Annotated in this window: 25 protein-coding genes and 1 tRNA gene; 12 read left to right on the top strand and 14 right to left on the bottom strand. The window is 59.3% G+C overall.

Annotated features, from left to right (window positions below; genetic code table 11):
- Positions 1–166 precede the first annotated feature (166 nt).
- Positions 167–334: a hypothetical protein gene (locus tag DK261_RS33100; protein WP_155290718.1), complete on the bottom strand. Its 168-nt coding sequence runs from the start codon at positions 332–334 to the stop codon at positions 167–169.
- 199 nt (positions 335–533) lie between these two features.
- Here DK261_RS33100 and DK261_RS30370 point away from each other — a divergent pair, with 199 nt between their 5' ends.
- Complete coding sequence (locus DK261_RS30370; protein ID WP_110177279.1) at positions 534–3,425, top strand: ribonucleoside-diphosphate reductase subunit alpha; 2,892 nt, start codon at positions 534–536, stop codon at positions 3,423–3,425.
- Positions 3,426–3,736: 311 nt separating this feature from the next.
- On the opposite strand, the gene flgE is transcribed toward DK261_RS30370, so the two are convergent.
- The 6 genes from flgE to DK261_RS30340 form a co-directional block, all read right to left on the bottom strand.
- Positions 3,737–5,062 carry a flagellar hook protein FlgE gene (gene flgE / locus DK261_RS30365; RefSeq protein WP_009050299.1) on the bottom strand — a complete coding sequence of 442 codons (1,326 nt, stop codon included), beginning with the start codon at positions 5,060–5,062 and terminating at the stop codon, positions 3,737–3,739.
- 30 nt (positions 5,063–5,092) lie between these two features.
- Complete coding sequence (gene flgD, locus DK261_RS30360; RefSeq protein ID WP_009050300.1) at positions 5,093–5,821, bottom strand: flagellar hook assembly protein FlgD; 729 nt, start codon at positions 5,819–5,821, stop codon at positions 5,093–5,095.
- A 15-nt stretch (positions 5,822–5,836) separates the two neighbouring features.
- Positions 5,837–6,280, bottom strand: coding sequence for a flagellar basal body rod protein FlgC (gene flgC, locus DK261_RS30355; RefSeq protein WP_009050301.1), 444 nt, complete (start codon positions 6,278–6,280; stop codon positions 5,837–5,839).
- 3 nt (positions 6,281–6,283) lie between these two features.
- Positions 6,284–6,691 carry a flagellar basal body rod protein FlgB gene (gene flgB, locus DK261_RS30350; RefSeq protein ID WP_009050302.1) on the bottom strand — a complete coding sequence of 136 codons (408 nt, stop codon included), beginning with the start codon at positions 6,689–6,691 and terminating at the stop codon, positions 6,284–6,286.
- A 242-nt stretch (positions 6,692–6,933) separates the two neighbouring features.
- Positions 6,934–7,761, bottom strand: coding sequence for a protein-glutamate O-methyltransferase CheR (cheR, locus tag DK261_RS30345; protein WP_009050303.1), 828 nt, complete (start codon positions 7,759–7,761; stop codon positions 6,934–6,936).
- 44 nt (positions 7,762–7,805) lie between these two features.
- Entirely contained in the window at positions 7,806–8,738 is a 933-nt protein-coding gene (locus tag DK261_RS30340; protein WP_007921626.1) for a chemotaxis protein CheV, read from the bottom strand.
- Positions 8,739–8,812: 74 nt separating this feature from the next.
- Here DK261_RS30340 and flgA point away from each other — a divergent pair, with 74 nt between their 5' ends.
- The 4 genes from flgA to DK261_RS30320 all read left to right on the top strand — a co-directional run bounded on the left by flgA (position 8,813) and on the right by DK261_RS30320 (position 11,405).
- On the top strand, positions 8,813–9,574 hold the full coding sequence (gene flgA, locus DK261_RS30335) for a flagellar basal body P-ring formation chaperone FlgA (protein WP_028683154.1): 762 nt from the start codon (positions 8,813–8,815) through the stop codon (positions 9,572–9,574).
- Between the two features lie 150 nt (positions 9,575–9,724).
- Complete coding sequence (gene flgM / locus DK261_RS30330) at positions 9,725–10,045, top strand: flagellar biosynthesis anti-sigma factor FlgM (RefSeq protein ID WP_009045139.1); 321 nt, start codon at positions 9,725–9,727, stop codon at positions 10,043–10,045.
- Positions 10,046–10,095: 50 nt separating this feature from the next.
- Entirely contained in the window at positions 10,096–10,563 is a 468-nt protein-coding gene (locus DK261_RS30325; protein WP_009050305.1) for a flagella synthesis protein FlgN, read from the top strand.
- 95 nt (positions 10,564–10,658) lie between these two features.
- Positions 10,659–11,405 (top strand): flagellar brake protein, encoded by a 747-nt coding sequence (locus tag DK261_RS30320; RefSeq protein WP_009050306.1) that lies wholly within the window; start codon positions 10,659–10,661, stop codon positions 11,403–11,405.
- A gap of 59 nt (positions 11,406–11,464) precedes the next feature.
- Here the strand turns inward: DK261_RS30320 and DK261_RS30315 are convergent, their stop codons facing one another.
- From DK261_RS30315 to DK261_RS30300, 4 genes are all read right to left on the bottom strand, one after another.
- Positions 11,465–12,844 (bottom strand): MFS transporter, encoded by a 1,380-nt coding sequence (locus tag DK261_RS30315; protein ID WP_009050307.1) that lies wholly within the window; start codon positions 12,842–12,844, stop codon positions 11,465–11,467.
- Positions 12,845–12,914: 70 nt separating this feature from the next.
- On the bottom strand, positions 12,915–14,156 hold the full coding sequence (locus DK261_RS30310; RefSeq protein WP_173477455.1) for a glutamine synthetase family protein: 1,242 nt from the start codon (positions 14,154–14,156) through the stop codon (positions 12,915–12,917).
- A gap of 267 nt (positions 14,157–14,423) precedes the next feature.
- On the bottom strand, positions 14,424–15,116 hold the full coding sequence (locus DK261_RS30305; protein ID WP_110177277.1) for a sensor histidine kinase KdpD: 693 nt from the start codon (positions 15,114–15,116) through the stop codon (positions 14,424–14,426).
- Complete coding sequence (locus tag DK261_RS30300; protein ID WP_009050310.1) at positions 15,113–16,717, bottom strand: tetratricopeptide repeat-containing response regulator; 1,605 nt, start codon at positions 16,715–16,717, stop codon at positions 15,113–15,115. Before DK261_RS30300 ends, DK261_RS30305 begins: the two co-directional genes overlap by 4 nt.
- Positions 16,718–17,105: 388 nt before the next feature.
- Here DK261_RS30300 and DK261_RS30295 point away from each other — a divergent pair, with 388 nt between their 5' ends.
- The 4 genes from DK261_RS30295 to DK261_RS30280 all read left to right on the top strand — a co-directional run bounded on the left by DK261_RS30295 (position 17,106) and on the right by DK261_RS30280 (position 21,197).
- The gene (locus DK261_RS30295) at positions 17,106–18,038 is read left to right on the top strand and encodes a phytanoyl-CoA dioxygenase family protein (protein ID WP_009050311.1); all 933 of its coding nucleotides are present in this window, start codon (positions 17,106–17,108) and stop codon (positions 18,036–18,038) included.
- A 77-nt stretch (positions 18,039–18,115) separates the two neighbouring features.
- Positions 18,116–19,684 carry a glycosyltransferase family 61 protein gene (locus DK261_RS30290; protein WP_110177515.1) on the top strand — a complete coding sequence of 523 codons (1,569 nt, stop codon included), beginning with the start codon at positions 18,116–18,118 and terminating at the stop codon, positions 19,682–19,684.
- Positions 19,681–20,079 carry an FdtA/QdtA family cupin domain-containing protein gene (locus DK261_RS30285; protein WP_007921600.1) on the top strand — a complete coding sequence of 133 codons (399 nt, stop codon included), beginning with the start codon at positions 19,681–19,683 and terminating at the stop codon, positions 20,077–20,079. The genes DK261_RS30290 and DK261_RS30285 overlap by 4 nt, the downstream gene beginning before the upstream one ends.
- The gene (locus tag DK261_RS30280; RefSeq protein WP_041989066.1) at positions 20,076–21,197 is read left to right on the top strand and encodes a DegT/DnrJ/EryC1/StrS aminotransferase family protein; all 1,122 of its coding nucleotides are present in this window, start codon (positions 20,076–20,078) and stop codon (positions 21,195–21,197) included. Before DK261_RS30285 ends, DK261_RS30280 begins: the two co-directional genes overlap by 4 nt.
- 19 nt (positions 21,198–21,216) lie before the next feature.
- Here the strand turns inward: DK261_RS30280 and DK261_RS30275 are convergent, their stop codons facing one another.
- Together DK261_RS30275 and DK261_RS30270 are read right to left on the bottom strand one after the other, a co-directional pair.
- Positions 21,217–22,395: an ankyrin repeat domain-containing protein gene (locus DK261_RS30275; RefSeq protein WP_110177275.1), complete on the bottom strand. Its 1,179-nt coding sequence runs from the start codon at positions 22,393–22,395 to the stop codon at positions 21,217–21,219.
- A gap of 97 nt (positions 22,396–22,492) precedes the next feature.
- Positions 22,493–22,569 (bottom strand) — tRNA-Arg (locus tag DK261_RS30270).
- A 297-nt stretch (positions 22,570–22,866) separates the two neighbouring features.
- On the opposite strand from DK261_RS30270, the gene DK261_RS30265 reads away from it, so the two are divergent.
- Together DK261_RS30265 and DK261_RS30260 are read left to right on the top strand one after the other, a co-directional pair.
- Positions 22,867–23,109 carry a hypothetical protein gene (locus DK261_RS30265; protein WP_110177513.1) on the top strand — a complete coding sequence of 81 codons (243 nt, stop codon included), beginning with the start codon at positions 22,867–22,869 and terminating at the stop codon, positions 23,107–23,109.
- A 25-nt stretch (positions 23,110–23,134) separates the two neighbouring features.
- Positions 23,135–23,314: a PA3371 family protein gene (locus DK261_RS30260; RefSeq protein ID WP_009050316.1), complete on the top strand. Its 180-nt coding sequence runs from the start codon at positions 23,135–23,137 to the stop codon at positions 23,312–23,314.
- Here the strand turns inward: DK261_RS30260 and phnN are convergent.
- Positions 23,289–23,873 carry a phosphonate metabolism protein/1,5-bisphosphokinase (PRPP-forming) PhnN gene (gene phnN / locus DK261_RS30255; RefSeq protein ID WP_009050317.1) on the bottom strand — a complete coding sequence of 195 codons (585 nt, stop codon included), beginning with the start codon at positions 23,871–23,873 and terminating at the stop codon, positions 23,289–23,291. The genes DK261_RS30260 and phnN overlap by 26 nt on opposite strands.
- Before the next feature lie 381 nt (positions 23,874–24,254).
- On the opposite strand from phnN, the gene DK261_RS30245 reads away from it, so the two are divergent.
- Complete coding sequence (locus DK261_RS30245; protein WP_003178899.1) at positions 24,255–24,581, top strand: Arc family DNA-binding protein; 327 nt, start codon at positions 24,255–24,257, stop codon at positions 24,579–24,581.
- Positions 24,582–24,617: the final 36 nt, after the last annotated feature.

Here is a 24,617-nt window from a genome sequence, read left to right as displayed (position 1 = left end):
CAGGGTAAAAAACAGTGACAAACGGTAGGATCCAGCCCTGCTGCGGCCTGCGTGAGGTTTACTCGCTTCATACACAATTTACGCACAACCTTATCCACAGGCTGTACGTTGCAATCACCCCCAAAAACGCATTATCTTGTAGCTCGGCCGCAAAAAAACCCTATATCTAGGGTTTCAGGCCAAAAACCAAACACAAATCAGACAAGAAACTCAAGCGCTTTTCTTGCACTTCTTTGGTTGAACCAATCGGATTTTCAGAAGCCAAACCGCGCGTGCGGATGGCTGCGGTTTTCCAGCCCACGGCAAGGAAAACGGTACGGGTGTTGCAGTACATGACTGTCACCCACCAGGAATACGGTCACGAGCCCCAGGCTCGCGACCTATGACTTCGGCATGGAAGCGGCGCCAACAGCCCCCCTTCCTGAACTGTCCCGAAGTCGTTATGCCCGGCGTGCGCCGGTTGTAGTGCTTCAGGACGGAACGGTGGGCACCCAAAGGGTGCCCAAACAAACATAGAGAACGTGGAGACACCCATGCAAACCGACACAACTCGCGAGAACCCGCAGGCCAAAGCGCCGCAGGCTGCCGATTCCAACCTGGATCTGTCTGCCACCGCGCCTGGCCAACTGCGAGTGATCAAGCGTAACGGCACTGTCGTTCCTTACACCGATGACAAAATCACCGTCGCCATCACCAAAGCGTTTCTCGCAGTTGAAGGCGGCACCGCTGCCGCTTCGTCGCGAATCCACGACACCGTCGCTCGCCTGACCGAGCAGGTCACCGCCACCTTCAAGCGTCGCATGCCTTCGGGCGGCACCATCCACATCGAAGAGATCCAGGACCAGGTCGAACTGGCCCTGATGCGTGCCGGCGAGCAGAAAGTTGCCCGCGACTACGTGATCTACCGTGACTCGCGCGCCAAGGAGCGCGCCACCCGCACGCCAAGCGAAGAGCCGGTGCAGGCTCACCCGTCGATCCGCATCACCCGCACCGACGGCAGCTTCGCGCCTCTGGACATAGGCCGCCTGAACACCATCGTCACCGAAGCCTGCGAAGGCCTGGAAGAAGTCGACGGCGACCTGATCCAGCGCGAAACCCTGAAGAACCTTTACGACGGCGTAGCGCTCAAGGACGTCAACACCGCCCTGGTGATGACCGCGCGCACCCTGGTAGAGCGCGAGCCGAACTACTCGTTCGTGACCGCCCGCCTGCTGATGGACACCCTGCGCGCCGAAGGCCTGAGCTTCCTGGAAGTGGCCGAGAGCGCCACTCACCACGAGATGGCCGACCTGTACGCCAAGGCACTGCCGGCCTACGTCGCCAAAGGTATCGAGTTCGAACTGCTGAACCCTGTGCTGGCCGACTTCGACCTGGAAAAACTCGGCAAGGCGATCAACCACGAGCGCGACCAGCAGTTCACCTACCTGGGCCTGCAGACCCTGTACGACCGCTACTTCATCCACAAGGACGGCGTGCGTTTCGAACTGCCGCAGATCTTCTTCATGCGCGTGGCCATGGGCCTGGCGATCGAAGAGAAGCAGAGAGAAGACCGTGCCATCGAGTTCTACAACCTGCTGTCGTCCTTCGACTACATGGCTTCGACTCCGACCCTGTTCAACGCCGGTACCCTGCGTCCACAGCTGTCGAGCTGCTACCTGACCACCGTGCCGGACGACCTGTCGGGCATCTACGGCGCCATCCACGACAACGCCATGCTGTCGAAATTCGCCGGCGGCCTGGGCAACGACTGGACTCCGGTGCGTGCGCTGGGCTCCTACATCAAGGGCACCAACGGTAAATCCCAGGGCGTCGTGCCGTTCCTGAAAGTGGTCAACGACACCGCCGTAGCCGTGAACCAGGGTGGTAAGCGCAAAGGCGCTGTATGTGCCTACCTGGAAACCTGGCACATGGACATCGAAGAGTTCATCGAGCTGCGCAAGAACACCGGTGACGATCGTCGTCGTACCCACGACATGAACACCGCCAACTGGATCCCTGACCTGTTCATGAAGCGCGTCTTCGATGACGGCAAGTGGACCCTGTTCTCGCCATCGGAAGTGCCGGACCTGCACGACCTGACCGGCAAGGCCTTCGAAGAGCGCTACGAGTACTACGAAGCCCTGTGCGAATACGGCAAGATCAAGCTGTTCAAGACCATCCAGGCCAAAGACCTGTGGCGCAAGATGCTGTCCATGCTGTTCGAAACCGGCCACCCTTGGCTGACCTTCAAGGACCCGTGCAACCTGCGCAGCCCGCAGCAGCACGTGGGCGTGGTCCACAGCTCGAACCTGTGCACCGAGATCACCTTGAACACCAACAAGGACGAGATCGCCGTTTGCAACCTGGGCTCGATCAACCTGCCGAACCACATCGTCGACGGCAAGCTGGACACCGCCAAGCTGCAACGCACCGTGAACACCGCCGTGCGCATGCTCGATAACGTGATCGACATCAACTACTACTCGGTACCGCAGGCGAAGAACTCCAACTTCAAGCACCGTCCGGTCGGACTGGGCATCATGGGCTTCCAGGACGCGCTGTACCTGCAGCACATCCCTTACGGTTCCGATGCTGCCGTCGACTTCGCCGACAAGTCCATGGAAGCGGTGAGCTTCTACGCGATCCAGGCTTCCTGCGACCTGGCCGACGAGCGTGGCGCCTACGAGACGTTCCAGGGTTCGCTGTGGTCCAAAGGCATCCTGCCGCTGGATTCGCAACAGATCCTGATCGAAGCCCGTGGCCAGAAGTACATCGATGTCGACCTGAACGAAACCCTGGACTGGGCACCAGTGCGCGCCCGTGTACAGAAAGGCATTCGTAACTCCAACATCATGGCCATCGCTCCGACCGCGACCATCGCCAACATCACCGGCGTGTCGCAGTCGATCGAACCGACCTACCAGAACCTGTATGTGAAATCGAACCTGTCGGGCGAATTCACCGTGATCAACCCATACCTGGTTCGCGACCTCAAGGCTCGCGGCCTGTGGGACTCGGTCATGATCAACGACCTGAAGTACTACGACGGTTCCGTGCAGCAGATCGAGCGCATCCCGCAAGAACTCAAGGAGCTCTACGCGACTGCCTTCGAAGTGGAAACCAAGTGGATCGTCGATGCCGCCAGCCGTCGCCAGAAGTGGATCGACCAGGCTCAGTCGCTAAACCTCTACATCGCCGGCGCTTCGGGCAAAAAGCTCGACGTGACCTACCGCATGGCCTGGTACCGTGGCCTGAAAACCACTTACTACCTCCGTGCCCTGGCCGCGACCAGCACCGAGAAGTCGACCATCAACACCGGCAAGCTGAACGCTGTTTCCAGCGGCGGCAACCACGGTGACGACTCGGTCCTGGCCGCTCCAGCCGGTCCTGCTCCAGTGCCGAAGGCTTGCGCCATCGACGAGCCGGATTGCGAAGCTTGCCAATAAGCTGAGCCGATAGGCGCCTCCCCGGCGCTTATCCGAACCCCCGACAGGCCCTGCCTGCCGGGGGTTTTCTTTTGCCTGGGGAAAAACCGCCCCACCCATTCTCCGCAGCCGCGACGGGCTCGCGAGATTGCGTCCGAGCACGGCCCGCAGCCTCGGCAGCCGCTATCGGCTGACGCCCTATCTGCGCGTCAATGGCTCATCGCGAGCAAGCTTCGCTCCTACAAAAGCGGGTCGTGGTCGATGAAGCTTGCGGGCACAAAAAAGCCCCTGCGATGAGGGGCTTTTTTTCAAGCGCTGTCAGCCAGCCATTATCAGGTCATCTGAATAATGGTCTGCATGATGGTGCTCTGGGTGGAGATGGTCTTGGCGTTCGCCTGGTAGTTGCTCTGGGCCTTGATCAGGTCCACCAGCTCGTTGGTCAGGTTGACGTTCGACTCTTCCAGGGAGTTGGACACGATCGAACCCAGGGTACCGGTCTGAGGAGCATCGTAGCCCGGCACACCCGAAGCGTAGGTTTCTCTCCAACTGGTGCCGCCTACCGGCTGCAGGCCTTGTTCGTTGGTGAAGCTGGCCAGGGAGATCTGCCCGATGGCCTTGTTCTGGCTGTTGCTGAAGTTGGCGAACAGGGTACCGGTGCCGTCGATGGTCAGGTTGGTGATCTGGCCAGTGGCGTAGCCGTCCTGCACCGGCAGCGAACGCGCGGTATCGGCGTTGAACTGAGTGGTGCTGGTCATGGAGATGGTCACGCCACCGGGATTGGCGCTGGCACCGTTGGCCTTCCACGTACCGTTGGTCACAGTGCCAGGCACCCAGCCCGCCAGGGTCAGGTTGTTGCCCGGATTAGGCGTAGTGGCAGGCGGCGTGATGACCGAAACCAGTTTGCCGGCGGAGTCGAAATTCATGGTCGATGCGACTGGAGCGGTAGCACCGGTGGTGGTCGGAGCGGAACCATCGAGGTTACGACCATCGACCAGGGTGTAGGTCTTCCAGGTGTTGGCACCGGTTTTCACCATGTACTGGTCCAGCTTGTGCTCGTTGCCCTGGCTGTCATAGATCGGTGTGCTGAACTGCTTGGTGTAGGTTTCCACCTTGGTCGGATCGAAGGCAAAACCTGTCACGCTCTGGTCGATGACCGGCGCGGTGGAGTTCAGGTTGATGGTCGAGGACACCGAGCTGGTGGCCTTCGGCGACAGGTTCGAGGTGTCGATGCGCAGGTCGGTCAGCACGCCGTTGACGATCTTGCCATTGGCATCGACCGCATAACCTTGCAGACGGGCAGTGCCATCGGTGTTGGTGATGTAGCCGTCCTTGTCGGTCTTGAAGGTACCGGCGCGGGTATAGGTCAGCGAGCCGTTGTCGCTCAGCACAAAGAAACCCGAACCCTGGATACCCATGTCCAGTACGTTGCCGGTGTTGTTCACGTCACCCTGGCCGAACTGCTGGGAAACGTTGGCCAGACGCACGCCATTACCGATGGTCTTGCTGCCGGTGCCCAGCTTGGTGGCCGAGTAGACGTCGGCGAATTCGGCACGCGACGATTTGAAGCCGGCGGTCGCCACGTTGGCGATGTTGTTGCCGGTCACGTCCAGTTGCTTGTTGGCAGCGTAGAGACCGCTAAGGCCGATATTAAAAGACATATTCCACTCCTTGTGCCGCGTTAGTCGGCTCTAGATACCAATGGTTTGAACTTTGGAGAGCGCCACGGGGCTGCTCAGTCCTGCGAGGTTCAACATCAGCTCACCGCCGGTCTGGCTGATGGTGACGCTGTTGACCGTCGCTGGCAGGTAGGTGACCAGGTCGGTCGCCTTGCCATCGATCGTTGTGCTGGCCTTGAAGGTGTAATTGCCCGGATCGGCCTTGGTGCCGTCGGTCTTGGTGCCGTCCCAGACGAAGCTGGTGCTGCCGGCCTTCTGACTGCCCAGGTCGAGGGTCTTGACCTCCTTGCCATCCTTGTCAGTGATGGTCACCTTCAGACCGCTGACGCTGGCCGGAACCGTCACCGAACCGGTCATGCTCTTGGTGGTGTCGACCTGGGTGGTACCGGCCTGGACGATCACCGAACGCCCCACCAGGGACGAAGCCTGCAGGGCCTGGGACGACTTGTAGCTGCCAGTGATGGAGTTCACCGAGGTATTGAGGGTGGTGATCCCTTCCAGGGTGGAGAACTGCGCCAACTGGGCAACGAACTCGCTGTTGTCCTGCGGGTCCAGCGGGTTCTGGTTTTTCAGCTGGGTCACCAGCAGCTTCAGGAACGCGTCCTTGCCCAGCTCGTTTTTACCCTTGACGCTGTTGGTGGCCGCCGCCAGGCCATCATTGCTGGTGGTCGGGGTCTTCTTCGAGGAGTTCGCCAGGATCTCCTTGAGCGTCAGGCCACTGGTGCTATCGGAAACACTCATCTGAGTCGCCTCTTATCACTGACCGAGGGTCAGGACCTTCTGCATCATGGTTTTGGCGGTGTTCATCATTTCCGCGTTGGTCTGGAACGAGCGGCTGGCGGAAATCATGTCGGCCATTTCTTCCACCACGTTGACGTTGGGGTAGTAGACATACCCCTTGGCGTCGGCGGCCGGATGGTTAGGCTCGTAACGCGCCTCGAGATTGCTCTGGTCCTCGACCACACCCAGCACCTGGACGCCCTGACCGGCCGCGTCCTGGTTCTGGAACAGCGACTGGCTGCCGCCGCTTTGCGCGCCCTGGAACATGGTGGCGAACACCGGGTGGCGCGCACGGTAGGTCTGGTCGATGCTCGAGGAGACCGTCTCGGCGTTGGCGATGTTACTGGCGACGGTGTTCAAGCGAGTGGTCTGGGCACTCATGCCACTACCGGCAATATTGAAAACACTGGCGAGGGACATGGATTACTCTCCGCGCAGGGCTGACACCAGCCCTTTGAATTTGCTGTTGAGCAGCGTGAAGCTGGCCTGGAAGTTCACCGAGTTCTCGGCGTAGTTCGACTGTTCCAGTTGGGCATCCACGGTGTTCTGGTCGATCGATGGTTGCATCGGCGTGCGATACAGCAGCGACTCGTCGCCGCTGCTCAGGCCTTCAGCTTCGATGTGCCGGCTGTTGGTCATGTTCAGGGCAAAGGTGCCGCTCTTGGCTTTCTCATTCTGCTCGGCGAGCACGGCGGAGAAGTCCAGATCCCGAGCCTTGTAGTTCGGGGTGTCGGCGTTGGCGATGTTGTTGGCCAGCACCTCGGCACGCTTGGCGCGAAAGCCAAGAGCCTGTTCATGAATGCCGAGCGCTTTATCGAAGCTGATGCTCATGTCGGGAAACCTTCGACCAGATTTTTCGTAAGCTGGACATAGCAAGCCGCGTGCCAAGTGCTCGAACCCCGTAAATCAAGGCTTTGCGGGCAGCGGCAAAGCGGCAATGCCAGAAAAGCGGCAAGGCATTTCCGCGAAACGTCAGCAAAGCGGCAATGCAACGGTTGCCGCCCTGCGCCACAGAAGGAATCGCAGGCACAAAAAAAGAGGCCCAAAGGCCTCTCTTTTCAACAGCGACAATCCTACTTCGCCTGGTAAATGATCCCAGGGCTGCACTGGACCATCTGATAGTGGTCGGGCAATCCATTGAGCGCTTCGGACGCCCCGAGAAACAGGTAACCACCCGGTTTCAGGGTGCTGTGAATGCGCATCAGGATGTCCTTCTTCACCTCGGCGGAGAAGTAGATCAGCACATTGCGGCAGAACACTACGTCGAATTTGCCCAGGCTGGCATAGCTGTCCAGCAGGTTGAACGAGCGGAACTCGACCCGGCTCTTGATCGGCGCCTTGACCACCCAGCGCCCCGGCCCCTTGGGGTCGAAATAGCGCTGCAGGCGGTCGGCCGACAAACCGCGACCGATCGCCAGGCTGTCGTACTCGCCGGTCTTACAGTTGTTCAACATGGTCCCGGACAGGTCAGTGGCAACGATCTGCACCCCCATCTTCAGTTGCCCCATGTTGGCCTTCTCGAACTCGTCGATCGACATGGACAACGAATAGGGCTCCTGGCCCGAGGAACAGGCCGCTGACCAGATGCGCAAGCGCTGGTTGGGACTGGCCTTGATCGCCTCCGGCAGGACCTTGTTCTTCAACACCTCGAATGGATAGGTATCGCGAAACCACAGGGTCTCGTTGGTGGTCATGGCGTCGACCACCATCTCTCGCAAACCGCTGCGCGGCTGGCTCTGGATGCGCTGAACCAGCTCCCCGAGGGATTTGATGCCTTGCTGTTCCATCAGCTTGTTGAGACGGCTCGACACCAGATATTGCTTGTTCTCGCCCAGCAAGATCCCACAGGCTTTTTCCAGGAACACCCGGAACTGTTCGAAATCCAAATTACCCGTAGACAATGATGCCGCCTCTTAAATCGTATGACCGCCGGGGATGGATATCCCTAGCTGTTATCTGCTGCTTTGATCCGGTCGACAACCCGGGATGCCAGGTCATCAGGACGAAACTTGGCAAGGAAGTCATCGGCACCGACCTTCTTCACCATCGCCTGATTGAATACACCTGACAACGAAGTATGCAGGATGATGTGCAGCTTTTGCATGCGTGGATCGTTGCGTATTTCGGCCGTGAGGGTGTAGCCGTCCATCTCCGGCATCTCGATGTCGGAGATCATCATCAGAAACTCTTCTTCAGGTTTCTTGCCCTCGTCGACCAGCTTGCGCAGGTAATCCAGCGCCTGTCGGCCGTCGTTCAGGGCCACCACTTCGACCCCCACGGTCTGCAGGCAACGCGTGACCTGCTTGCGCGCCACCGACGAGTCATCGACCGTCAGCACCCGCAGCGAAACCGCCTTGTGCTGAGTCTCGACATCCACCACGCCCACCGAAATGGTCTCGGGTGTCGGCGCGACCTCGGCCAGCACCTTCTCGACGTCGATGATTTCCACCAACTGATTGTCGACCCGCGTCACCGCCGTCAGGTAGTGATCGCGCCCCGTCCCCTTGGGTGGCGGATGGATCTCTTCCCAGTTCATGTTGACGATGCGCTCGACCGACCGCACCAGAAACCCCTGGGTCTTGGTGTTGTACTCAGTGATGATGACAAAGGGGTTGCTCAGATCCTGCAACCCGCCTGAACCGGTGGCCATTGCCAGGTCCAGGATCGGAATGGTCGCCCCTCGAATATTCGCGACACCGCACACCACAGGACTGGATTTGGGCATCAACGTCAGTTTGGGGCATTGCAGTACCTCCCGAACCTTGAACACGTTGATCCCATAGAGTTGCTGCCCATCGAGACGGAACAACAGCAGCTCAAGGCGATTCTGCCCTACCAGTTGCGTGCGCTGGTTCACCGAATCCATTACACCAGCCATGCCCAGACTCCCCAAAGCTTAAGTTCCGACGCGCGCTCATCGCTAAACGGCACGGCGCTTGCTTTTTAACTGTTATGAACGCCAAAACGACATTTTCCCGACGCCTGACATCAAACTACCGCAGATTGCTGTACGGGCTGTCGGCTTTGTTTTTTGTAAACCCTGGCCATCCTGCCGTTGCTGACTCGGTAACCCTGCCTGATCTACTTATCGGCGTCACTCAGGGGTTTCTTGAATTCACCGTAGAAGACTATTTAGCCACCAGTCAAACCCCGGGGCGCTACGAGATCCAGGTCAATCAGCTCGACCCGCGGCTGCGCATGCCGCACTGCGACAAGGAATTGACAGCGACCTTGGAAAGCCCGGCGCAACCGCTGGGACGCGTAACCGTTCGTGTGCGTTGCGACGGCGCCTCGCCCTGGACCGTGTTCGTGCCCGCCCAGGTCAAGCTGTTCCGCGAAGTGGTGACCACCACCCGGCCACTCAAGCGCGCCGGCATCATCAGCCCCGAAGACGTGATGCTGCGCGAGCGCGATATCGGCCAGATCAACCAGGGTTATCTGACCTCGGTGGACCAGGCCATCGGGCAGAAGCTTGTCCGACCAATGGTCGCCGACCAGCTCGTCACCCTGGTTCACCTGGAACAGGCGGAAGTGGTGCGCAAGGGCGATCAGGTGGTGATCTCCGCCCGCAGCGGCACGCTGAACGTGAAAATGCCGGGTGAAGCCTTGTCCAATGGCGGCATGAGCGAGCAGATACGGGTCAAGAACCTCAATTCACAACGGGTCATCAAAGCGCGGATCACCGCGCCGGGACAGGTGGAAGTCGCGATGTAGACGACTGGCGCTGCGCACTCTTGCCCCCTAAACTGTGGCCCATGCAGGGCAATAGCGGCGCGTGCGGGCTTATCGATATTTGAAGCCTAAAGTTTTCCGGGGTATTGCCGAAAACAAGTCAAGCGTCCAAATACCCAGAGGTTTTTTACCATGGTCATCGATTTCAGCCGTTTAAACAGCTCTCCCTCACTCACCGGTAGCACGCGCACCAGCGCCAGCAAGGAAACCGGCGACGCCGACAAATCCGCGCCGCTGAACGCTCCGGCCGAACAGGCCAGCACCAGCGGGGAGTCGGTACACCTCAGCAATGAGGCTCAACAGTTGCAGAAGATCACTGACAAGCTGCGCGACCAGCCTGCCGTCGACAACGCCCGCGTGGCCGAGTTGAAGCAAGCGATTGCCGATGGCAGCTATAAAGTCGACAGCAACCGTGTAGCCAGCAAACTGCTCAATTTCGAAGCCCAGCGCTAGCCAATAAGGCCTGCGCCAGTTTTTTGGACGCTTAAAACCCAAGGCCATACATGCACGACACTAATTTGCTGCAACTGATCACTGACGACTTTGCTCCAGCTCAACAATTGCTGGAATTGCTGCGCACCGAATCCCTCGCCCTGCACGGTCGCGACATGCCGCTGCTGGAAGAGATTCTTGCGCAGAAGCAAGCCCTGATCATTTTGCTCGAGCAGCATGGCCGCAAACGCAGCGAAATCCTTGCCAGCCTGAATCTTCCCGCCAGCCGTGCCGGCCTGGAACAACTGGCCAGCCATTCTTCGGTTGGCGAGCAGTTGTTGACCCAGAGCGATGTGCTGACCCAGATGCTTGCCGATTGCCAGGCGGCGAACGAACTCAACGGTCGCTCGATCCAGGTTCAACAGGCCACCACCGCCAATCAATTGAAGATCCTCACCGGTGGCGAGCCTCCAGCCCTCTATGATGCCCGCGGCTCAACCGCCAAGCTGGCCAAGCCTCGCCCGCTTAGCCAGGCCTGACCCCAGAGATGAGCGCGCCCTATCAAGTCGTGGAGCATGCTGGCAAAATGCCGGCACTTGCGTGTAGTCGTATTTTGTCTGGAGATTGATGAACCGTGTTCAATGCCGTAAACGCAGAAGATGCGCCGCAGCCACCCAAGGTGCTCACCACCCCCTTGGAAATCAACTCCACGCTGCGCTTGCTGCAAGACAGCCATGACCCGCTGATCATCACTTTCCACGAACGCAGCCAGCGCTTTCAAAGCTATCTGGTCGAGGTCGATCGTGACAGCAACATGATGGCCCTGGACGAAATGATCCCCCGCGATGGCGAACGCTTCATGCTCGCCGGCGAACCCTTTCGCGTCGAAGGCTTTCACGAAGGCGTGCGCATCGCCTGGGAAAGCAACGGCATCCCGACCATCGACGAATCCAATGGCGGACGCTGCTACCGCGGCACCCTGCCGGACGAGGTGGTCTATCACCAGCGCCGCAATGCCTTTCGCGCAGCCCTGAAGCTGGCGCAACTGGTCAACATCGAGCTGGGTGGCGAAAAACTCAAGGCGCCGATCGCCGGCAAACTGCTGGATATCTCCGCCACCGGCTGCAAGCTGCGCTTCGACGGTGACATCTCCAGCCGCCTGCAACTGGGCCAGGTCTACGAGCGTTTTATCGCCGCCCTGCCCTTCGGCAGCATGACCGCGCCGGTGGAACTGCGTTATCTGCACTACGAAGAGAAGATCGACACGACTTTCGCCGGCGTGCGCTTCCACAACATGAGCGGCCTGGTTCAACGCCAGGTCGAGCGCTTTGTCTATCAGTTGCAACGCGAAGCCCGGCGCTTCGACAAAGACGACCTCTGAGTTTCGCAGGTCGATAAAAAAACGGGCAGCCCCTTGCGGTGACTGCCCGTTTTTTGTTTCTAGGGCCTGGCCCCACTGAACTGGTCCGGCCCCGGCTCTTCCGGTTTCACCACTGGATCCTCAACCTCATCCATGGCTTCTTCGCTCGCGACCGGGGGCTCGGCTTCCGGCGTGCTGCTCTGCTGCATCTGATCCTGCACCACCTGCTCGTCGACCCGCGGATCGAGCGCGGCCACCAATGGCGAACTGGACATACTGTCCGGCATCGCCACGTGATGCAGCGGCGCATCATCGACCTGATGCAGGTTGGTCACGGCTTTCGGCCGGATGCGCCAGACCAGTACCAGGGCAAAAAAACTGAAGAACGCATAAAGCATCTGACTGCCGAACAACTTCATCAGCACCCCTGCCACCAATGGCCCGACACTGGCCCCGACGCCATAGGTCACCAGCAACATCGCGGTCAACGAGACCCGCCGATCGCCTTCGACATGGTCGTTGGAAAACGCCACCGCCAACGGGTACAGGCAGAACTGCACCAGCGAACAGAGGAACCCCAGGGCGAACAGCACCTCCAGCGGCACCTGGGGCAGGATCGCCAACGGCAAGGCCACGACCGCCAGGAAGCAGGCAAAGCAGCGAATCAGCAGGGCCCGGTCATAACGGTCGGACAGCCACCCCAGCGGCCACTGCACCACCAGCCCGGCAAAAATGCAGCTGCCCATGAACAGGCCGACCTGCTCGGTACTCAAGCCCTGCTGGGAGGCATACAACGGCGCCAGACCATAGAACGAACCGACAATCAGCCCCGACCCGAGCACCGTGCTCAGCGACTGCGGAACGCGCTTGATAAAGAAGCGCGGTTCCATGGGCGCCGGATGCAAAGGCGCCGGGTGAATGCGTCGGGTCATGGCCACCGGCACCAGGCACAGGGCAAAACACAGGGCCACCAGCATCAGCAATTCAAGCCCGAGGGCCGGGTGCATGACCAGAATCAACTGCCCCAAAACCAACCCCAGATACGAGGCGATCATGTAGCCGCTGAACACCAGCCCGCGTTGCTTGGCGTCGGCCTGCTCGTTGAGCCAGCTTTCGATGACCATGTACTGGCACATCATGCCCAGGCCGACGATCATCCGCAGCACCAGCCAGGCCGGCAACCAGTCCACCAGGCCGTGCCCCAGCACCGCCGCGCCGACAATCCCGGCACAGGTGGCGTAGGCCCGGATATGGCCGACCCGGGCAATCAGGCGGTGGCCGATTTTGCCACCCAGCACCAGGCCGAAGTAGTTGGCCGCCATCAAGGCACCCACCCATAACCCGTCGACATGATCGGCGGCCAGGCGCAACGCCAGGTAGGTACTGAGTAGGCCCGAGCCGATCAACATCATCAGCGAGGCGAAATAAAGCGCTCGAAAGGATTTCCAGATTTGGCGCATCGGCGTTCCGAGCGGCTCCTTGAATTGAGTGCCGGGCCATCCGAACGATGGCCCGACTGCGACGGTTCGGTTAAGCCTGGGCCGCCAAGACGCGCCGCTCCCAGGGAGTTATTTCATCAAAGAAACTGGTCAACTCCATGGTCTTCGAAGCGACATAACCTTCGACGAACTCATTGCCGAACAATTCCTTGGCCAACTGGCTACGTTTCAGACGCTCGAGAGCGGCATGCAAGGTACAAGGCAAAGATAAACTGTCCGGCACGGCAAACTCACCCTGAATCGCCGGCGTCGGTTCCAGCTCGTTTTCGATGCCGTGCAAACCGGCCGCCAGGCTCGCAGCGATCGCCAGATACGGGTTGGCATCGGCGCCCGGCAAACGGTTCTCGACCCGCCGCGCCACCGGCGAGCTGGCCGGAATACGCAGACCCGCCGCCCGATTGTCATGGGACCAGCAGGCATTGTTCGGCGAGGCGTAAGGATGACACAGGCGCTGGTAGGAGTTGACGTTCGGTGCGAACAGCGCAGTGAAATCCGCCATGCCCGCCTGCAGCCCGCCAATGAAGTGGCGGAACATCGCGGTCGGCTCTCCGGCCTCGTCGCTGAACACGTTACGCCCGCTGGCCGACTCGACCAGGCTCTGGTGAATATGCATCGAACTGCCCGGCGTATGCGCCAGTGGCTTGGCCATGCACACCACGATCAGGCCATGCTTGAGCGCCACTTCCTTGAGCAGGTGCTTGAACAGGAAGGTCTGGTCGGCCAGCAACAGCGGATCGCCGTGCAGCAGGTTGATCTCAAACTGGCTGACGCCCATTTCATGCATGAAGGTATCGCGCGGCAGGCCCAAGGCCGCCATGCAGGCGTAGACCTCACTGAAGAACGGCCGCAAGCCGTTGTTGGAGCTGACACTGAACGCCGAATGCCCGTCTTCGCGACGACCGTCCAGGCCAATAGGTGGCTGGAAAGGCTGGGTCGGATCGGTATTGGGCGCAAACACGAAGAATTCCAGCTCGGTCGCCACCACTGGCGCCAGGCCGCGAGCGGCGTACCGCGCGATGACCTCCTTGAGCTGGCCGCGGGTGGAAAGGCGCGAGCTTTCGCCGCTCAACTCGTCCGCGTCGCAAATCGCCAGCGCACGCGGCTGCGAGCTCCAGGGCAGGCGATGAATCTGTTGCGGGTCGGCATTGAGCGCCAGGTCGCCGTCGTCACTGCCGTAGAAACGCGCGGGTGGATACCCACCCATGATGCATTGCAGCAGCACCCCGCGGGCCATCTGCAAACGCCGCCCTTCGAGGAAACCCTCGGCAGTCATCACCTTGCCCCGTGGCACGCCGTTCAGATCCGGAGTGACACATTCAATCTCGTCAATGCCCGTCAATCGCTGTGCGAGTGAACTGCGGCCATCGGTTGTCATGACTCAATCCTTGTTGTTGTACGAGCCGAGAACGGCGACCCGTACAAAATAGGCTCCGGCTGTTCGGAATATCAAGCAGCCTCGAACAAAAAGCCCTCGGGATCGGAGACACCACCGAAATGCGGCGAAGCCCCTACAAGCTCGGCAACCGCTTCAAGGCCGGTTTCAAGGCAGATAGAGACTGAACACACCACCACCCAGAGGCCCGCCATTACGGATCTCGGTACGCCCGCAGACACCATTGCGCTGATGCAGCGCGGCAATGCGCCCGGCGAAGTACAGCCCCAGGCCGGTGCTGCCGCTGCTGTGATTGATACCTTGCACATAGTCGGCCTGGTTATCGATCATCTGCTGCGGATAACCCTCGCCATCGTCATTGATGGTCAGCACCGTCTGCCCGCCTTCATCGTGCACGCTGACCAGCAGCGCATGGCGCGCATAACGAATGGCGTTGTTGATGCAGTTGGCCAGCACCGAGGCGATCAGCTCCCGATCGAAAAAACCCAGGGGGGTCAAAGGATCGACTTCATAGGTCGCGGCAATGCCACGACTGGCGAACACATCCTGATGGCTGACCAACTGCGCTTCGATGAAGTCATCCAGTTCGTGGTAGCCCGGCTGCACCGGCAACTGGTTGACTCCCAGCTTGTAGAGCCCCAGCAGTTGCACCAGCATGCCGTTGAGGTGGGCGAATTCGAACTCCATCACGCCCTGCTCCGGCGCGCCCTGCTGCGCCTGCGGCAATCTTGCCAGCCACTGGGCATGGGCCTGCATGAGCAGGGTCAGGGAATTCTTCATGTCGTGCACGGTAGAGGCGATCACCGTGGAAAAGTCGAGAGCCTGTTCGTGGGTATTCATTCGCCAAACGCCTTGCTTCGCAGCTTCTGATAACGCGGATAACGCGCGTCGGTATCGGGCATCAGGCCGACCATTTTCAGGCAGGTCCGGCACTCTTCCAGCAGCGCCGTATCCTGGGTGATGTCAGTGCCGTGCAATAACGACTGCGCCATGTTCAGGGCAATACTGATGTTCTTCGGTTGCATGGCCAGGGCCCGGCGGAACAGGTCCCGGGCCTCGCCCAGGGCGCCAGCCTTGTAACTGCGCACACCCTGGCGGTTCATGTCCGCCGCGGCGTTGGCGGAGTTGAGGATCGCCGGGTCATCGGTGAGCTTGGCGATACCCTCCATCACCTTCGGGTCGTCGCCGTAGATTTCCGCACAGTTTTTCAGCATCGACGCGCCGGCATCGGCCTGTCCCAGCATCTGCAGTTGCTTGGCCACCAGCAGCGCCGCTTCCGGGCTCATGAACTGTTCCATCCCGTCCAGGCGCAACATCGCCTGCTCGGTGAGCTTTTCCGCCGTTTCAGCATCGTTGAGCAACAGGCTGGTGGCCTTCATCAGGCGGGCGCGAATCTGCAACCCCGGATCGCTGGGGTTTTCCTTGGCCACCGCACTCAGGGTGCTGTTGATTTCCAGGCGCGTGCGGGTATCCAGACCCCTTTCACTGCCCTTGCTGATCAGCGCGTGCGCCAGGCCAAGGTTGCTTTCCGGGTCCTTGAAACGCGATTGCGCACCTTGCGATACCGCCTGGCGATAGGCCCTGGAGGCGGTCTCGAAGTCTTCGTTGGTCATCGCCAGCTTGCCCAGCAGCGCTTGCCGGCGCACGGCCAGCGGCGACAGGCGCACGGCCTCCTCCAGCACACTCTGGGCACGCTTGGAGTCTCCTTCGGCAAGCAGCACTTCGGCCATGCCATCGTAGAGCGCCGGCATCATCGGAAAGGCTTTCAAGGCCTTTTCGTAGATGGCCTTGGCCTGGGTCACCTGGCCACGCTTGAACAGCAGACGCCCCAGGCCGACATAGGCCCATGGCAACGGGCGATCCGCCAGAATGCTCTCGTACAGCCGCTCCAATGCTTCGTTCTGGTTCATATCACGCAGGGCATCGGCCCGGTAGCGCAGGCACAGCGGCGAATAGCGCGGATCCTGCTTGCACAGGGCGATGCAGGCATTGAGCACTTCGAGCGGCTTGCCGCGATCGAGCGCCTGCAGGATCGGTTTGAGCAACGACTTGCGCTGCTGCAGCCGCTCCAGCCGCTGAGCCAGGCTGGAGCGGTTGAAAGGCTTGGTCAGATAGGCATCCGGCTCGTGCTCGAGGGCGCTGAGCACCATCGATTGGCTGGTCTCGGCGGTGACCATCAGGAATACGCTTTCATGACTGATCAGCTTGTCGGTCATCAGGTCTTCGAGCACCTGCTGGCCGTTCTTCTTGCCGTCGCCCAGGTGGTAATCCTGCAGGATGAAGTCATAGCGCTTTTGCGCACACATGCGCAGCGCCTGCTCGCCTGTATCGGCAGTGTCCACGTCCTTGACGCCCAGCTCACGCAGCATGGACCGGACAGAACTGCGGAAATCCGAGAAATCATCGACGATCAAAAAGCTTTTTTGGTGGTACGCCAGCATCGAAGATTCCAGACCCGTAAAAAAGATGAAGCCCGCGGCAACAGCAGGACACGCTCAAGGTCGTCACCTTTGTTGCACCCGGACAACGATAATGGCCACAGGCCATCAATGCATTCTACATCAACCCGCAAAAGCGCCCGTCTGCTCTCACCGGGCACTCGGTCCATGGCCCCGCCATTTGACCTGCAACAACATCCATGATGGTTATCGGCCGATTCTGGCGTTCCCTTATAGATAGTTGCCAAAAGCCTTCGATATCCTTGCTCGCGCCGCCCGCCAGCCCCGGTTGCGGCAAATTCCATCGGGAATATCAGCCGGGCGGCATCAACTTCAGGCCAGCCACGCCGATACCTTGCAGACAGACAGCAACAGTCAAAACGAGCGCAACATGCAAACCTGTATCCAAAACCTCATCGACCAGGGCGCCCACATCTTTGGCGAGATCCTGGACGCTGACCGCACGCAGGCGCTGTACCGCGAGATGGTCGCCGCACGGGCCTTCGGGGCCGGGCTGTTCATGGACGAGGCTGAATACCTGGCCCAGGAAAACCACCTCAACGCCAACCCGAACAAGACCTTCAACTTCCTCAATGCCTTCGAGCCGCAGCTGCAGTTCATCGAGCAGGATCCGCGCCTCAGCGCGGTGCTCGATGAAGTGCTCGGCGCCGACTATGAAGTGGTGATCAAGAAAGCGGTGTGCGGCGTACCGGACTCATGGCTGCCGGACTGGGTACGGGAAAAGATCCGCGATGTGAATGTGGCGAACCTGGGGCCGTACATCAAAAAGCCCTTTCGCGACATCACCTACTTCCGCGGGATCGACTTTCACCAGGACATCATCGACTGGCCCCAGGGCCGGGTGGAACTCGACCCTTCGACCTTCCTGACCCTCTATGTGTACCTGCACGAAGTCACCGAAAACGACTCACCGCTGCACCTGATGCCCGGTACTCACCGTTTTGGCGCCACGTTGTTCCCTCATCAGTTGGAACATCAGGAACACGACCAATGGACCTACGCCGACGATCAGGGGCAGCAGATGGCCTGCCAGGATTACCGGCTGACGGGCGGACCGGGTTACGTCGGGCTCTGGCACAACTGCACCTTGCACGGTACGCGGCCGGTGGCCAATGAATCGGAACAGTTCCGCCTGTCGCTGCGCTACCTGCTGGGCAAGTCCCGGAGTAACACCGGCAAGACCGCGATTGATACCATCAACGCCGCAATCCAGGGCGAGCTGCAACCGATAAGGACCCGACGCGACCTGAACGCCAAGGGTATCGCCCAGATCAAGGGCAACATCATCAATAACAATGGCTAGCGTCACCGCCTTTACCGAGCGGGCGAACCGCTCGGGTGACGATCTACCACCGGCTGCACCAGCAAGACGAGGTCAATGTGTCGACAGGGTTTGGACAAAAAGCGCGGGTGCTGATATTCGGTACCGGCGCCGGCGGGGTCAACTTCTACAAGTACAACCGCCGCCGCTACCGGGTGATCGGCTTCGTCGATAACAACCAGCAGAAGCAGGGCCAGCGCCTGTTCGGCAAACTGATCCACGCGCCTCAGCAATTGAGTTCGCTGGCTTTCGACAAGATCATCATCGCCAGCGATTACTACCGCGAGATCCATCCGCAGCTCACTGAGAAGCTGGCCATCAATGAGCAAAAGGTCGAAGTGTTCCATGGCGCGCAGATCAGCTCGCAGCTCCCATGGTTCCAGCGTATTGGCAAACGCCTCGAGCAACTGGGCTATGAACGACTGTGCAGAAAGCCGGGACTGATCAGCGACCTGCTGTATCGACTGTTTTTTCGACGCCAGGATACCCGGCGCCTGGCCTTGCGCTGGCTGGATGAAAGCGACGAGCACAAGGTCCATGTCTTTCGCCCGAGCCAACCGGGCACCAGCCAGCCGCCACGATTCATCCATCAATCGACACCGGCGATCACGCTGGAATTACCCGAGATAGCTCTCTACCACTTCCGCCAGGGGCAAGTCTGTTCAGTGTCCCGCTCGGTGATACTGCCGGACGGGCAATTGGTGCTGGAGCGAGTGCCCACGGCGAAATCCCTGCAGGCCGACTATAGTGCTGCGCACCTGATCTACCATGGGCAGCGCTTGGCCCTGGTCAGGAGCGGCAAGCCTGTGGAGCTGAAAAAAGGCCTGCTGATCAGCGGCTGCAACGAGCAGAACTATTACCACTGGACGGTAGAAGTGTTGTCGCAACTGCAATTCGTGGCCGAACTGCCGCCGCACTATGCGGACTATCCACTGCTGATCTCCAAGAGCAGCCAGAACATTCCCTCGATCAAGGCCCTGATCGAGGCAATCGGTGTTGACCGCCCGCTGGTGCTCCTGGAAAACATCACCAGTTACCAGGTGGCCGACCTACTGCTGATCAGTGCCCCGAACAATATGATCCCGAACTTCAAAGGCGCGGCACAGAACAGTGCCAGCAGCGGCTTCGTCCGCCCGGAGTCGATCCATTTCCTGCGGGAAAAGGCGCTGCATCTGGCCCATGACATTCCCATCAGTGAACTCCCCAAACGAGTATTCCTGGCCCGCAAAGGCTTTCTTCGGCACTACAACCAGGCCGAGATCCTCAAGCTGCTGGAACCCTATGGGTTTACCTGCGTGTACATGGAAGAACAGGACATCAACCATCAGGTGGCGATCATGGCCAATGCCGAAGTCATAGTCGGCCCCACCGGGGCGGCCTGGACCAATCTGATTTTCGCCTCGAAAAACGCTCGCGCCCTGTGCTGGATGGCCGAGGAATACGCAGAGCTGTCGTGCTTTTCCAACCTGGCGGCGGTCGTCGGCGTCGAAATGGACTACATCGCTTACCGGGTAGGCTCGACCGACTCCAGGGAACTGTATTACCGAAATTATCGGGTCGACGCCAAGAGCGTTGAAAACTGGCTGCAACAGCATTTGTCGAAACGGCTCGAAAAGGAGACGCGATGAAGATTCACATTCTGCCGCTGCAGACCCACGGCGATGACCGTGGCTCGCTGATCGCCCTGGAAGAAGGGAAAAACATCCCCTTCCCAGTCAAGCGGGTGTACTACATGTTCAATACCGGTGAAGGGGTTCGCCGCGGCTACCATGCCCATAAGACCCTCAAGCAGGTGGCAATCGCCGTACGCGGCTCGTGCCGTTTTCTGCTGGACGACGGCCGGGAAAAGATCGACATCACCCTGGACAATCCTTGCCAGGGCCTGCTGATCGAATCCTTTATCTGGCGTGAGATGTATGACTTCTCTCCAGACTGTGTACTGATGGTTCTGGCCGATCAACTCTACGAAGAAGGCGACTATGTCCGAGATTATGCCCAGTTCATGGACATGCTCGGACAATGACTCACATGATGAATATCCCGTTTCTGGATTTGAAAGGCATCAATCACGAATATGCCGATCAGCTCAAAGCCGCCTGCAGCCGCGTGATCGACTCCGGCTGGTACCTGATGGGGCGAGAGCTTGAGCAATTCGAGGCCGCCTTCGCCGAATACTGTGGCAGCCGCCATGCCATCGGCGTCGCCAATGGCCTGGATGCCCTGACCCTGATCCTGCGTGCCTGGAAAGAGCAAGGCAAGCTTCAGGCCGGCGATGAAGTGATAGTGCAGAGCAACACCTTTATCGCCACTATCTCGGCCATTCTGGCAAACGATCTGGCGCCGATCCTGGTGGATGTCGACCCTGCCACCCACAACCTGGAGATCGAGGCCGTCGAACGGGCCATCTCGGACAAAACCCGAGTGATACTGCCAGTGCATCTTTATGGCCAGCTGTCGCCGATGCCACAGATCATGGCGCTGGCCCACAAACATGGCCTGCTGGTGCTTGAAGATGCCGCCCAGGCCCATGGCGCTGAACTGGCCGGGCGCAAGGCCGGCAACTGGGGCGATGCCGCGGCGTTCAGCTTCTACCCCGGGAAGAACCTCGGTGCCCTGGGCGACGGCGGCGCCATCACCACCAACGACGCCGAGCTGGCAGCCCTGGTCCGGGCGCTGGGCAACTACGGCTCACGCATCAAGTACCAGCACGATTATCAAGGGGTGAACAGCCGCCTCGATGAAATCCAGGCCGCGATGCTGGGGGTGAAACTAGCGCATCTAGACAGCGATACTGCCCGTCGACGCAGCGTCGCCCGCTACTACAGCGAACACATCCGGCACCCAGGCATCACTCTGCCTTCGGTCACGACAGCAAGCGCCCATGTCTGGCACCTGTATGTCATTACCTGCCCATGGCGCGATCAACTGAAGGCGTATCTGGCCGAACGTGGCATCCAATGCCTGGTTCACTATCCGCTGGCGATTACCGAGCAGCGGGCCTACAGCGATCTGGCCAGGACCTCCAAGGTGTCCCGGCCCCCGCTGCATGACTCGATCCTGTCATTGCCGATCTATCCGACATTGAGCCAGGAACAACAGCAACACATTGCCACCGCCATCAACCAGTTCACAGCCCGCTGATGCGCCTGTTGCGAGGTGTCTAGATAGCGCCTCGCAACTGAGCGAACTGCTCGTTCGTCACATAGTCGGCGAGTGCCCGACCGGAATGATCGACAGCCTCCAGCCTAGCGCCCCTGCGCAGCAATAACGGAAAGGTTCTACGACAACGCCCGGCCAGGTAGGCGTCCTTGGCATACATCAAGGGCGTCGTGCCTTTGTTGTTGCTCCGCTCCGGGTCGGCCCCTTGCTGCAACAGCCAGTCAACCACCTCATAGGCGCCCGCATAACTGGCGACGATCAGCGGCGTCCAGCCTTGCGAGTTGGCATCGTTGTAACCGGCAATATTGGCCTGCAGCGCCATCACCGCCTCCAGATCACCCAACTCACAAGCCTTGAGCATCTCCGGCAATCGATCAAAATTCAGCCGGATGTCGTAATCGATGGTGCAGAGCTCGACATAATCCTCGGTTGCGTTGATCAGGGTCCCGGCCTTGAATTGTGAACGCCCAGGCAGAATCGTCGCCGAGACCACCGGCTTTCCTTCCCAGCGCAAGAACTGATATTCACGAAAGGCGAACGCCCTGATCTGATTGCGTAGTGCCCAGGCCGTCGACAGCGGATCGATTCTCAACGCCCCATAATCGATGGCGTCCTTTGAGAAGTAGCTGGACCCCACCGCACTCTGTGGCTCTGCTCCGAGGTCCCCATCGACCAACGTGGCAAACCACTGCTCCAGCAACTGGCCGGCATGCTGATTAAAGGCGAAATACAGATCGCGACAGGTCCACCAGCACAGGATCGGGAATACCTGTTGCGCGACGATGTCCCCGGTGTCGATACCCCGGTCGATGAAATGCAGGGTCACACCCGCTTCTGCCCTGGACTCCAGCAACGGCCAGACCGAGGTAAACATGCCCTTGTATTCCGGCAGCTTCGAGAAATGAATGTTGAACACGCGACTGATGGAGAAGCGCTCAGGCACGACGATCCGGTCGAACTCCAGGGAAATGAACGCAACGGATGCTAGTTCGTAAGCCGTCTCCAGGCTGATCTCACGTACGCCATATTTCAGCGCCGCCGCCCGCAACGAACGTTGCCAACCGTCGACACCCGTGTCGTTACGGTTGCAGACCACGGCAATTTCGTCAGGCGAAAATTGTTGCAGAGCCTGTTCCAGGCCAAATACCGAAATATTGTTTTTTCCAGCAATGACAATCATGGATGACTCCACAGCATCGAGAACTGTGTGCACAAACGTAGCCGCTGCTGCGAAATAAGGGCGAGAACCACGTTTGGCCTGAAAGCCCGGAAGTAGATGGTGTCCCAGGGCAGGTTCGAACTGCCAACCTTCCCCTTAGGAGGGGGATGCTCTATCCAATTGAGCTACTGGGACAAATTGACCACCGCGGATACTGCTGCGGCGCAAAGGACGGCGTGCATGTTAACGGCCAGCCCTGATTTTGTCATGTTGTGAGTAGGGCTTTTTAACCGGTGGCTACCTCTAGCCATCAGGCAACTTGCCAGAGCCGTCGTGAAAATTGCATCACTGCAAAAAGCCATCATTGCAAAATGCAATCTCCTGCCTTCTAAAAACCCTATTAATTCATTGTTTTTAAAGGGTTTATTAGAGGTTAGACTCTTGGCATGAGCGCTGCTTCATCTCTATGAAAGAACAGTGGAGATCAAGCCCATGAACAGCGCCCTTCTTCTATCGAATGCCATTGCCATCGCCGTACTGGTGATCTTCCACTTTCAGCCTGATGACAGCGCTGATCAGAGTACCCAGTACAGGGCCCACTCCGTGCAACACCAGGCCCCGCAATGGGCTGTGATGAGCAGCACATCGGAGAATCCTGGTATGGCGCAGGTCGCCGATACCCCGGAAGCCGTTGTTCTACCTGCCAACCCAAGACCCGAAAGCTGGGTATTTTGAATATGACCCTATCAGGAGCCTGTTAATGTCCCGACTTGCCAAAGGCCTTCTCATCCTGGCAGTACTCAGCGCCACACTGGGTTGCTTCACCACTGAAAAGGCCGTGGGTGATGTGTCCTTGATTGCTTGTGGCGTTTTTTCCGGCTTGTTCCTGCTAGCACTGGTGTTGGGACGCAAAATCAAGTTCGACCCGGTACTGCGCTGATCCCCTGATCTCTCAATAGCTTCAGAAAACGCTCAAGCGTCACGGACAGCTCGCTTGAGTTGTCCAGAAAAAACACGGACTCTCCCAGCACAGGTCCGTCCTCAGCGGAAAAAAGAGCGCTTCTCTTGAGCCTCGCCTCGATCTGCTCCGCACTTTCGCGACCGCGACTCGTCAGCCTTTGCCGCAGCACGTCGATGTCCACCGTCAACAGAATCGCCAAAAGCTGCGGATAACGCTGGCGAGCCTGATCCAGGTAAGCCCTGGAGCCATTGATCAGGACATGACGCCCACTGGCCAGCCATTCGTCGATCTGCACGGGAATTCCGTAGGCCAGGCCATTCGCCCGCCAGCACAAGGCAAAGGCGTCCTGCCGCTCCAGGCGTTCGAACTCGTCAGCGCTTACCCCATGGGCTTCTTCCCCCACGGATTCCGCGGAACGGGTGATCACCCGCCGCACCACATCGCAGCCGAACTGCGCCAAAGGCCGGCGCGCAGCCTCGATCAGGCTGTCCTTGCCAGACCCGGAAGGCCCCATCAAATAAATCAGTCTGCCTGGCATTCAAAGACTCCATGGCGCTCGCAGCCTAGTAAATCGGCAATTTGCCACTATCCTGTACAAGGTAGGAAACAATGATCGGATCCGCATGCAAGCCCGTCTGGCGACGCACAAGCGTGCCAGCTCTCGGACACCAGGACGCGGGCAGATAGGCGGACAGGCAATCTTTTCAAACCAGTCCGCATTTCTGATAATTGGTGCTGGCATAACGCCTTTATCCAGTTCAATATTTGTCACAGAATTGACGCCAAGGATCTGGCTATTTTGAGGCATGATGCGGGCCTCTTAACAATTCAGGTTGAACATTTGGCAGCAACGCTTGTCCTAACTGACATCCCGCGGCCAACTCCGAGAACCGCTCCCCTGAACTAACCGGTTAAATATATGCGCCCATTGAAACAGGCAATTTATTCCAGCCGTACGGCTGACAAGTTCGTCGTACGTCTACCCGACGGGATGCGTGAACGCATTGCCGAGGTGGCACGCAATCATCACCGCAGCATGAACTCCGAAATCATCGCGCGCCTGGAGCAGAGTCTTATTCAGGAAGGCGCCTTGGGTGAAGAGTTGAGCATGCGCCTGGACAGCCCAGAGCTCTCCTTGCATGAACGCGAACTGCTTCAACGTTTCCGTCAACTTTCCCATCGCCAGCAGAACGCCCTCGTTTCGCTGATCGCCCATGACGCCGAAATGGCCGCAGACGCTTCCTGATTCGACCTCGAAAGCTAGAGCCAGCCTTGTGCTGGC

Source organism: Pseudomonas sp. RW409 (assembly GCF_003184125.1).
Taxonomy (GTDB): Bacteria; Pseudomonadota; Gammaproteobacteria; order Pseudomonadales; family Pseudomonadaceae; genus Aquipseudomonas; species Aquipseudomonas chlororaphis_I.
Note: the sequence above shows the minus strand (reverse complement) of the source record. Positions and strands in the feature narration are given on the sequence as shown.

What these genes read in the sequence shown, in the direction of transcription:
- DK261_RS33100 (WP_155290718.1), bottom strand. Translation starts at nt 334, where the DNA reads ATGTACTGCAACACCCGTACCGTTTTCCTTGCCGTGGGCTGGAAAACC.
- DK261_RS30370 (WP_110177279.1), top strand. Translation starts at nt 534, where the DNA reads ATGCAAACCGACACAACTCGCGAGAACCCGCAGGCCAAAGCGCCGCAG.
- flgE (WP_009050299.1), bottom strand. Translation starts at nt 5,062, where the DNA reads ATGTCTTTTAATATCGGCCTTAGCGGTCTCTACGCTGCCAACAAGCAA.
- flgD (WP_009050300.1), bottom strand. Translation starts at nt 5,821, where the DNA reads ATGAGTGTTTCCGATAGCACCAGTGGCCTGACGCTCAAGGAGATCCTG.
- flgC (WP_009050301.1), bottom strand. Translation starts at nt 6,280, where the DNA reads ATGTCCCTCGCCAGTGTTTTCAATATTGCCGGTAGTGGCATGAGTGCC.
- flgB (WP_009050302.1), bottom strand. Translation starts at nt 6,691, where the DNA reads ATGAGCATCAGCTTCGATAAAGCGCTCGGCATTCATGAACAGGCTCTT.
- DK261_RS30340 (WP_007921626.1), bottom strand. Translation starts at nt 8,738, where the DNA reads ATGGCTGGTGTAATGGATTCGGTGAACCAGCGCACGCAACTGGTAGGG.
- flgA (WP_028683154.1), top strand. Translation starts at nt 8,813, where the DNA reads ATGAACGCCAAAACGACATTTTCCCGACGCCTGACATCAAACTACCGC.
- flgM (WP_009045139.1), top strand. Translation starts at nt 9,725, where the DNA reads ATGGTCATCGATTTCAGCCGTTTAAACAGCTCTCCCTCACTCACCGGT.
- DK261_RS30325 (WP_009050305.1), top strand. Translation starts at nt 10,096, where the DNA reads ATGCACGACACTAATTTGCTGCAACTGATCACTGACGACTTTGCTCCA.
- DK261_RS30315 (WP_009050307.1), bottom strand. Translation starts at nt 12,844, where the DNA reads ATGCGCCAAATCTGGAAATCCTTTCGAGCGCTTTATTTCGCCTCGCTG.
- DK261_RS30310 (WP_173477455.1), bottom strand. Translation starts at nt 14,156, where the DNA reads ATGACTGCCGAGGGTTTCCTCGAAGGGCGGCGTTTGCAGATGGCCCGC.
- DK261_RS30305 (WP_110177277.1), bottom strand. Translation starts at nt 15,116, where the DNA reads ATGAATACCCACGAACAGGCTCTCGACTTTTCCACGGTGATCGCCTCT.
- DK261_RS30300 (WP_009050310.1), bottom strand. Translation starts at nt 16,717, where the DNA reads ATGCTGGCGTACCACCAAAAAAGCTTTTTGATCGTCGATGATTTCTCG.
- DK261_RS30295 (WP_009050311.1), top strand. Translation starts at nt 17,106, where the DNA reads ATGCAAACCTGTATCCAAAACCTCATCGACCAGGGCGCCCACATCTTT.
- DK261_RS30285 (WP_007921600.1), top strand. Translation starts at nt 19,681, where the DNA reads ATGAAGATTCACATTCTGCCGCTGCAGACCCACGGCGATGACCGTGGC.
- DK261_RS30280 (WP_041989066.1), top strand. Translation starts at nt 20,076, where the DNA reads ATGACTCACATGATGAATATCCCGTTTCTGGATTTGAAAGGCATCAAT.
- DK261_RS30275 (WP_110177275.1), bottom strand. Translation starts at nt 22,395, where the DNA reads ATGATTGTCATTGCTGGAAAAAACAATATTTCGGTATTTGGCCTGGAA.
- DK261_RS30265 (WP_110177513.1), top strand. Translation starts at nt 22,867, where the DNA reads ATGAACAGCGCCCTTCTTCTATCGAATGCCATTGCCATCGCCGTACTG.
- DK261_RS30260 (WP_009050316.1), top strand. Translation starts at nt 23,135, where the DNA reads ATGTCCCGACTTGCCAAAGGCCTTCTCATCCTGGCAGTACTCAGCGCC.
- phnN (WP_009050317.1), bottom strand. Translation starts at nt 23,873, where the DNA reads ATGCCAGGCAGACTGATTTATTTGATGGGGCCTTCCGGGTCTGGCAAG.
- DK261_RS30245 (WP_003178899.1), top strand. Translation starts at nt 24,255, where the DNA reads ATGCGCCCATTGAAACAGGCAATTTATTCCAGCCGTACGGCTGACAAG.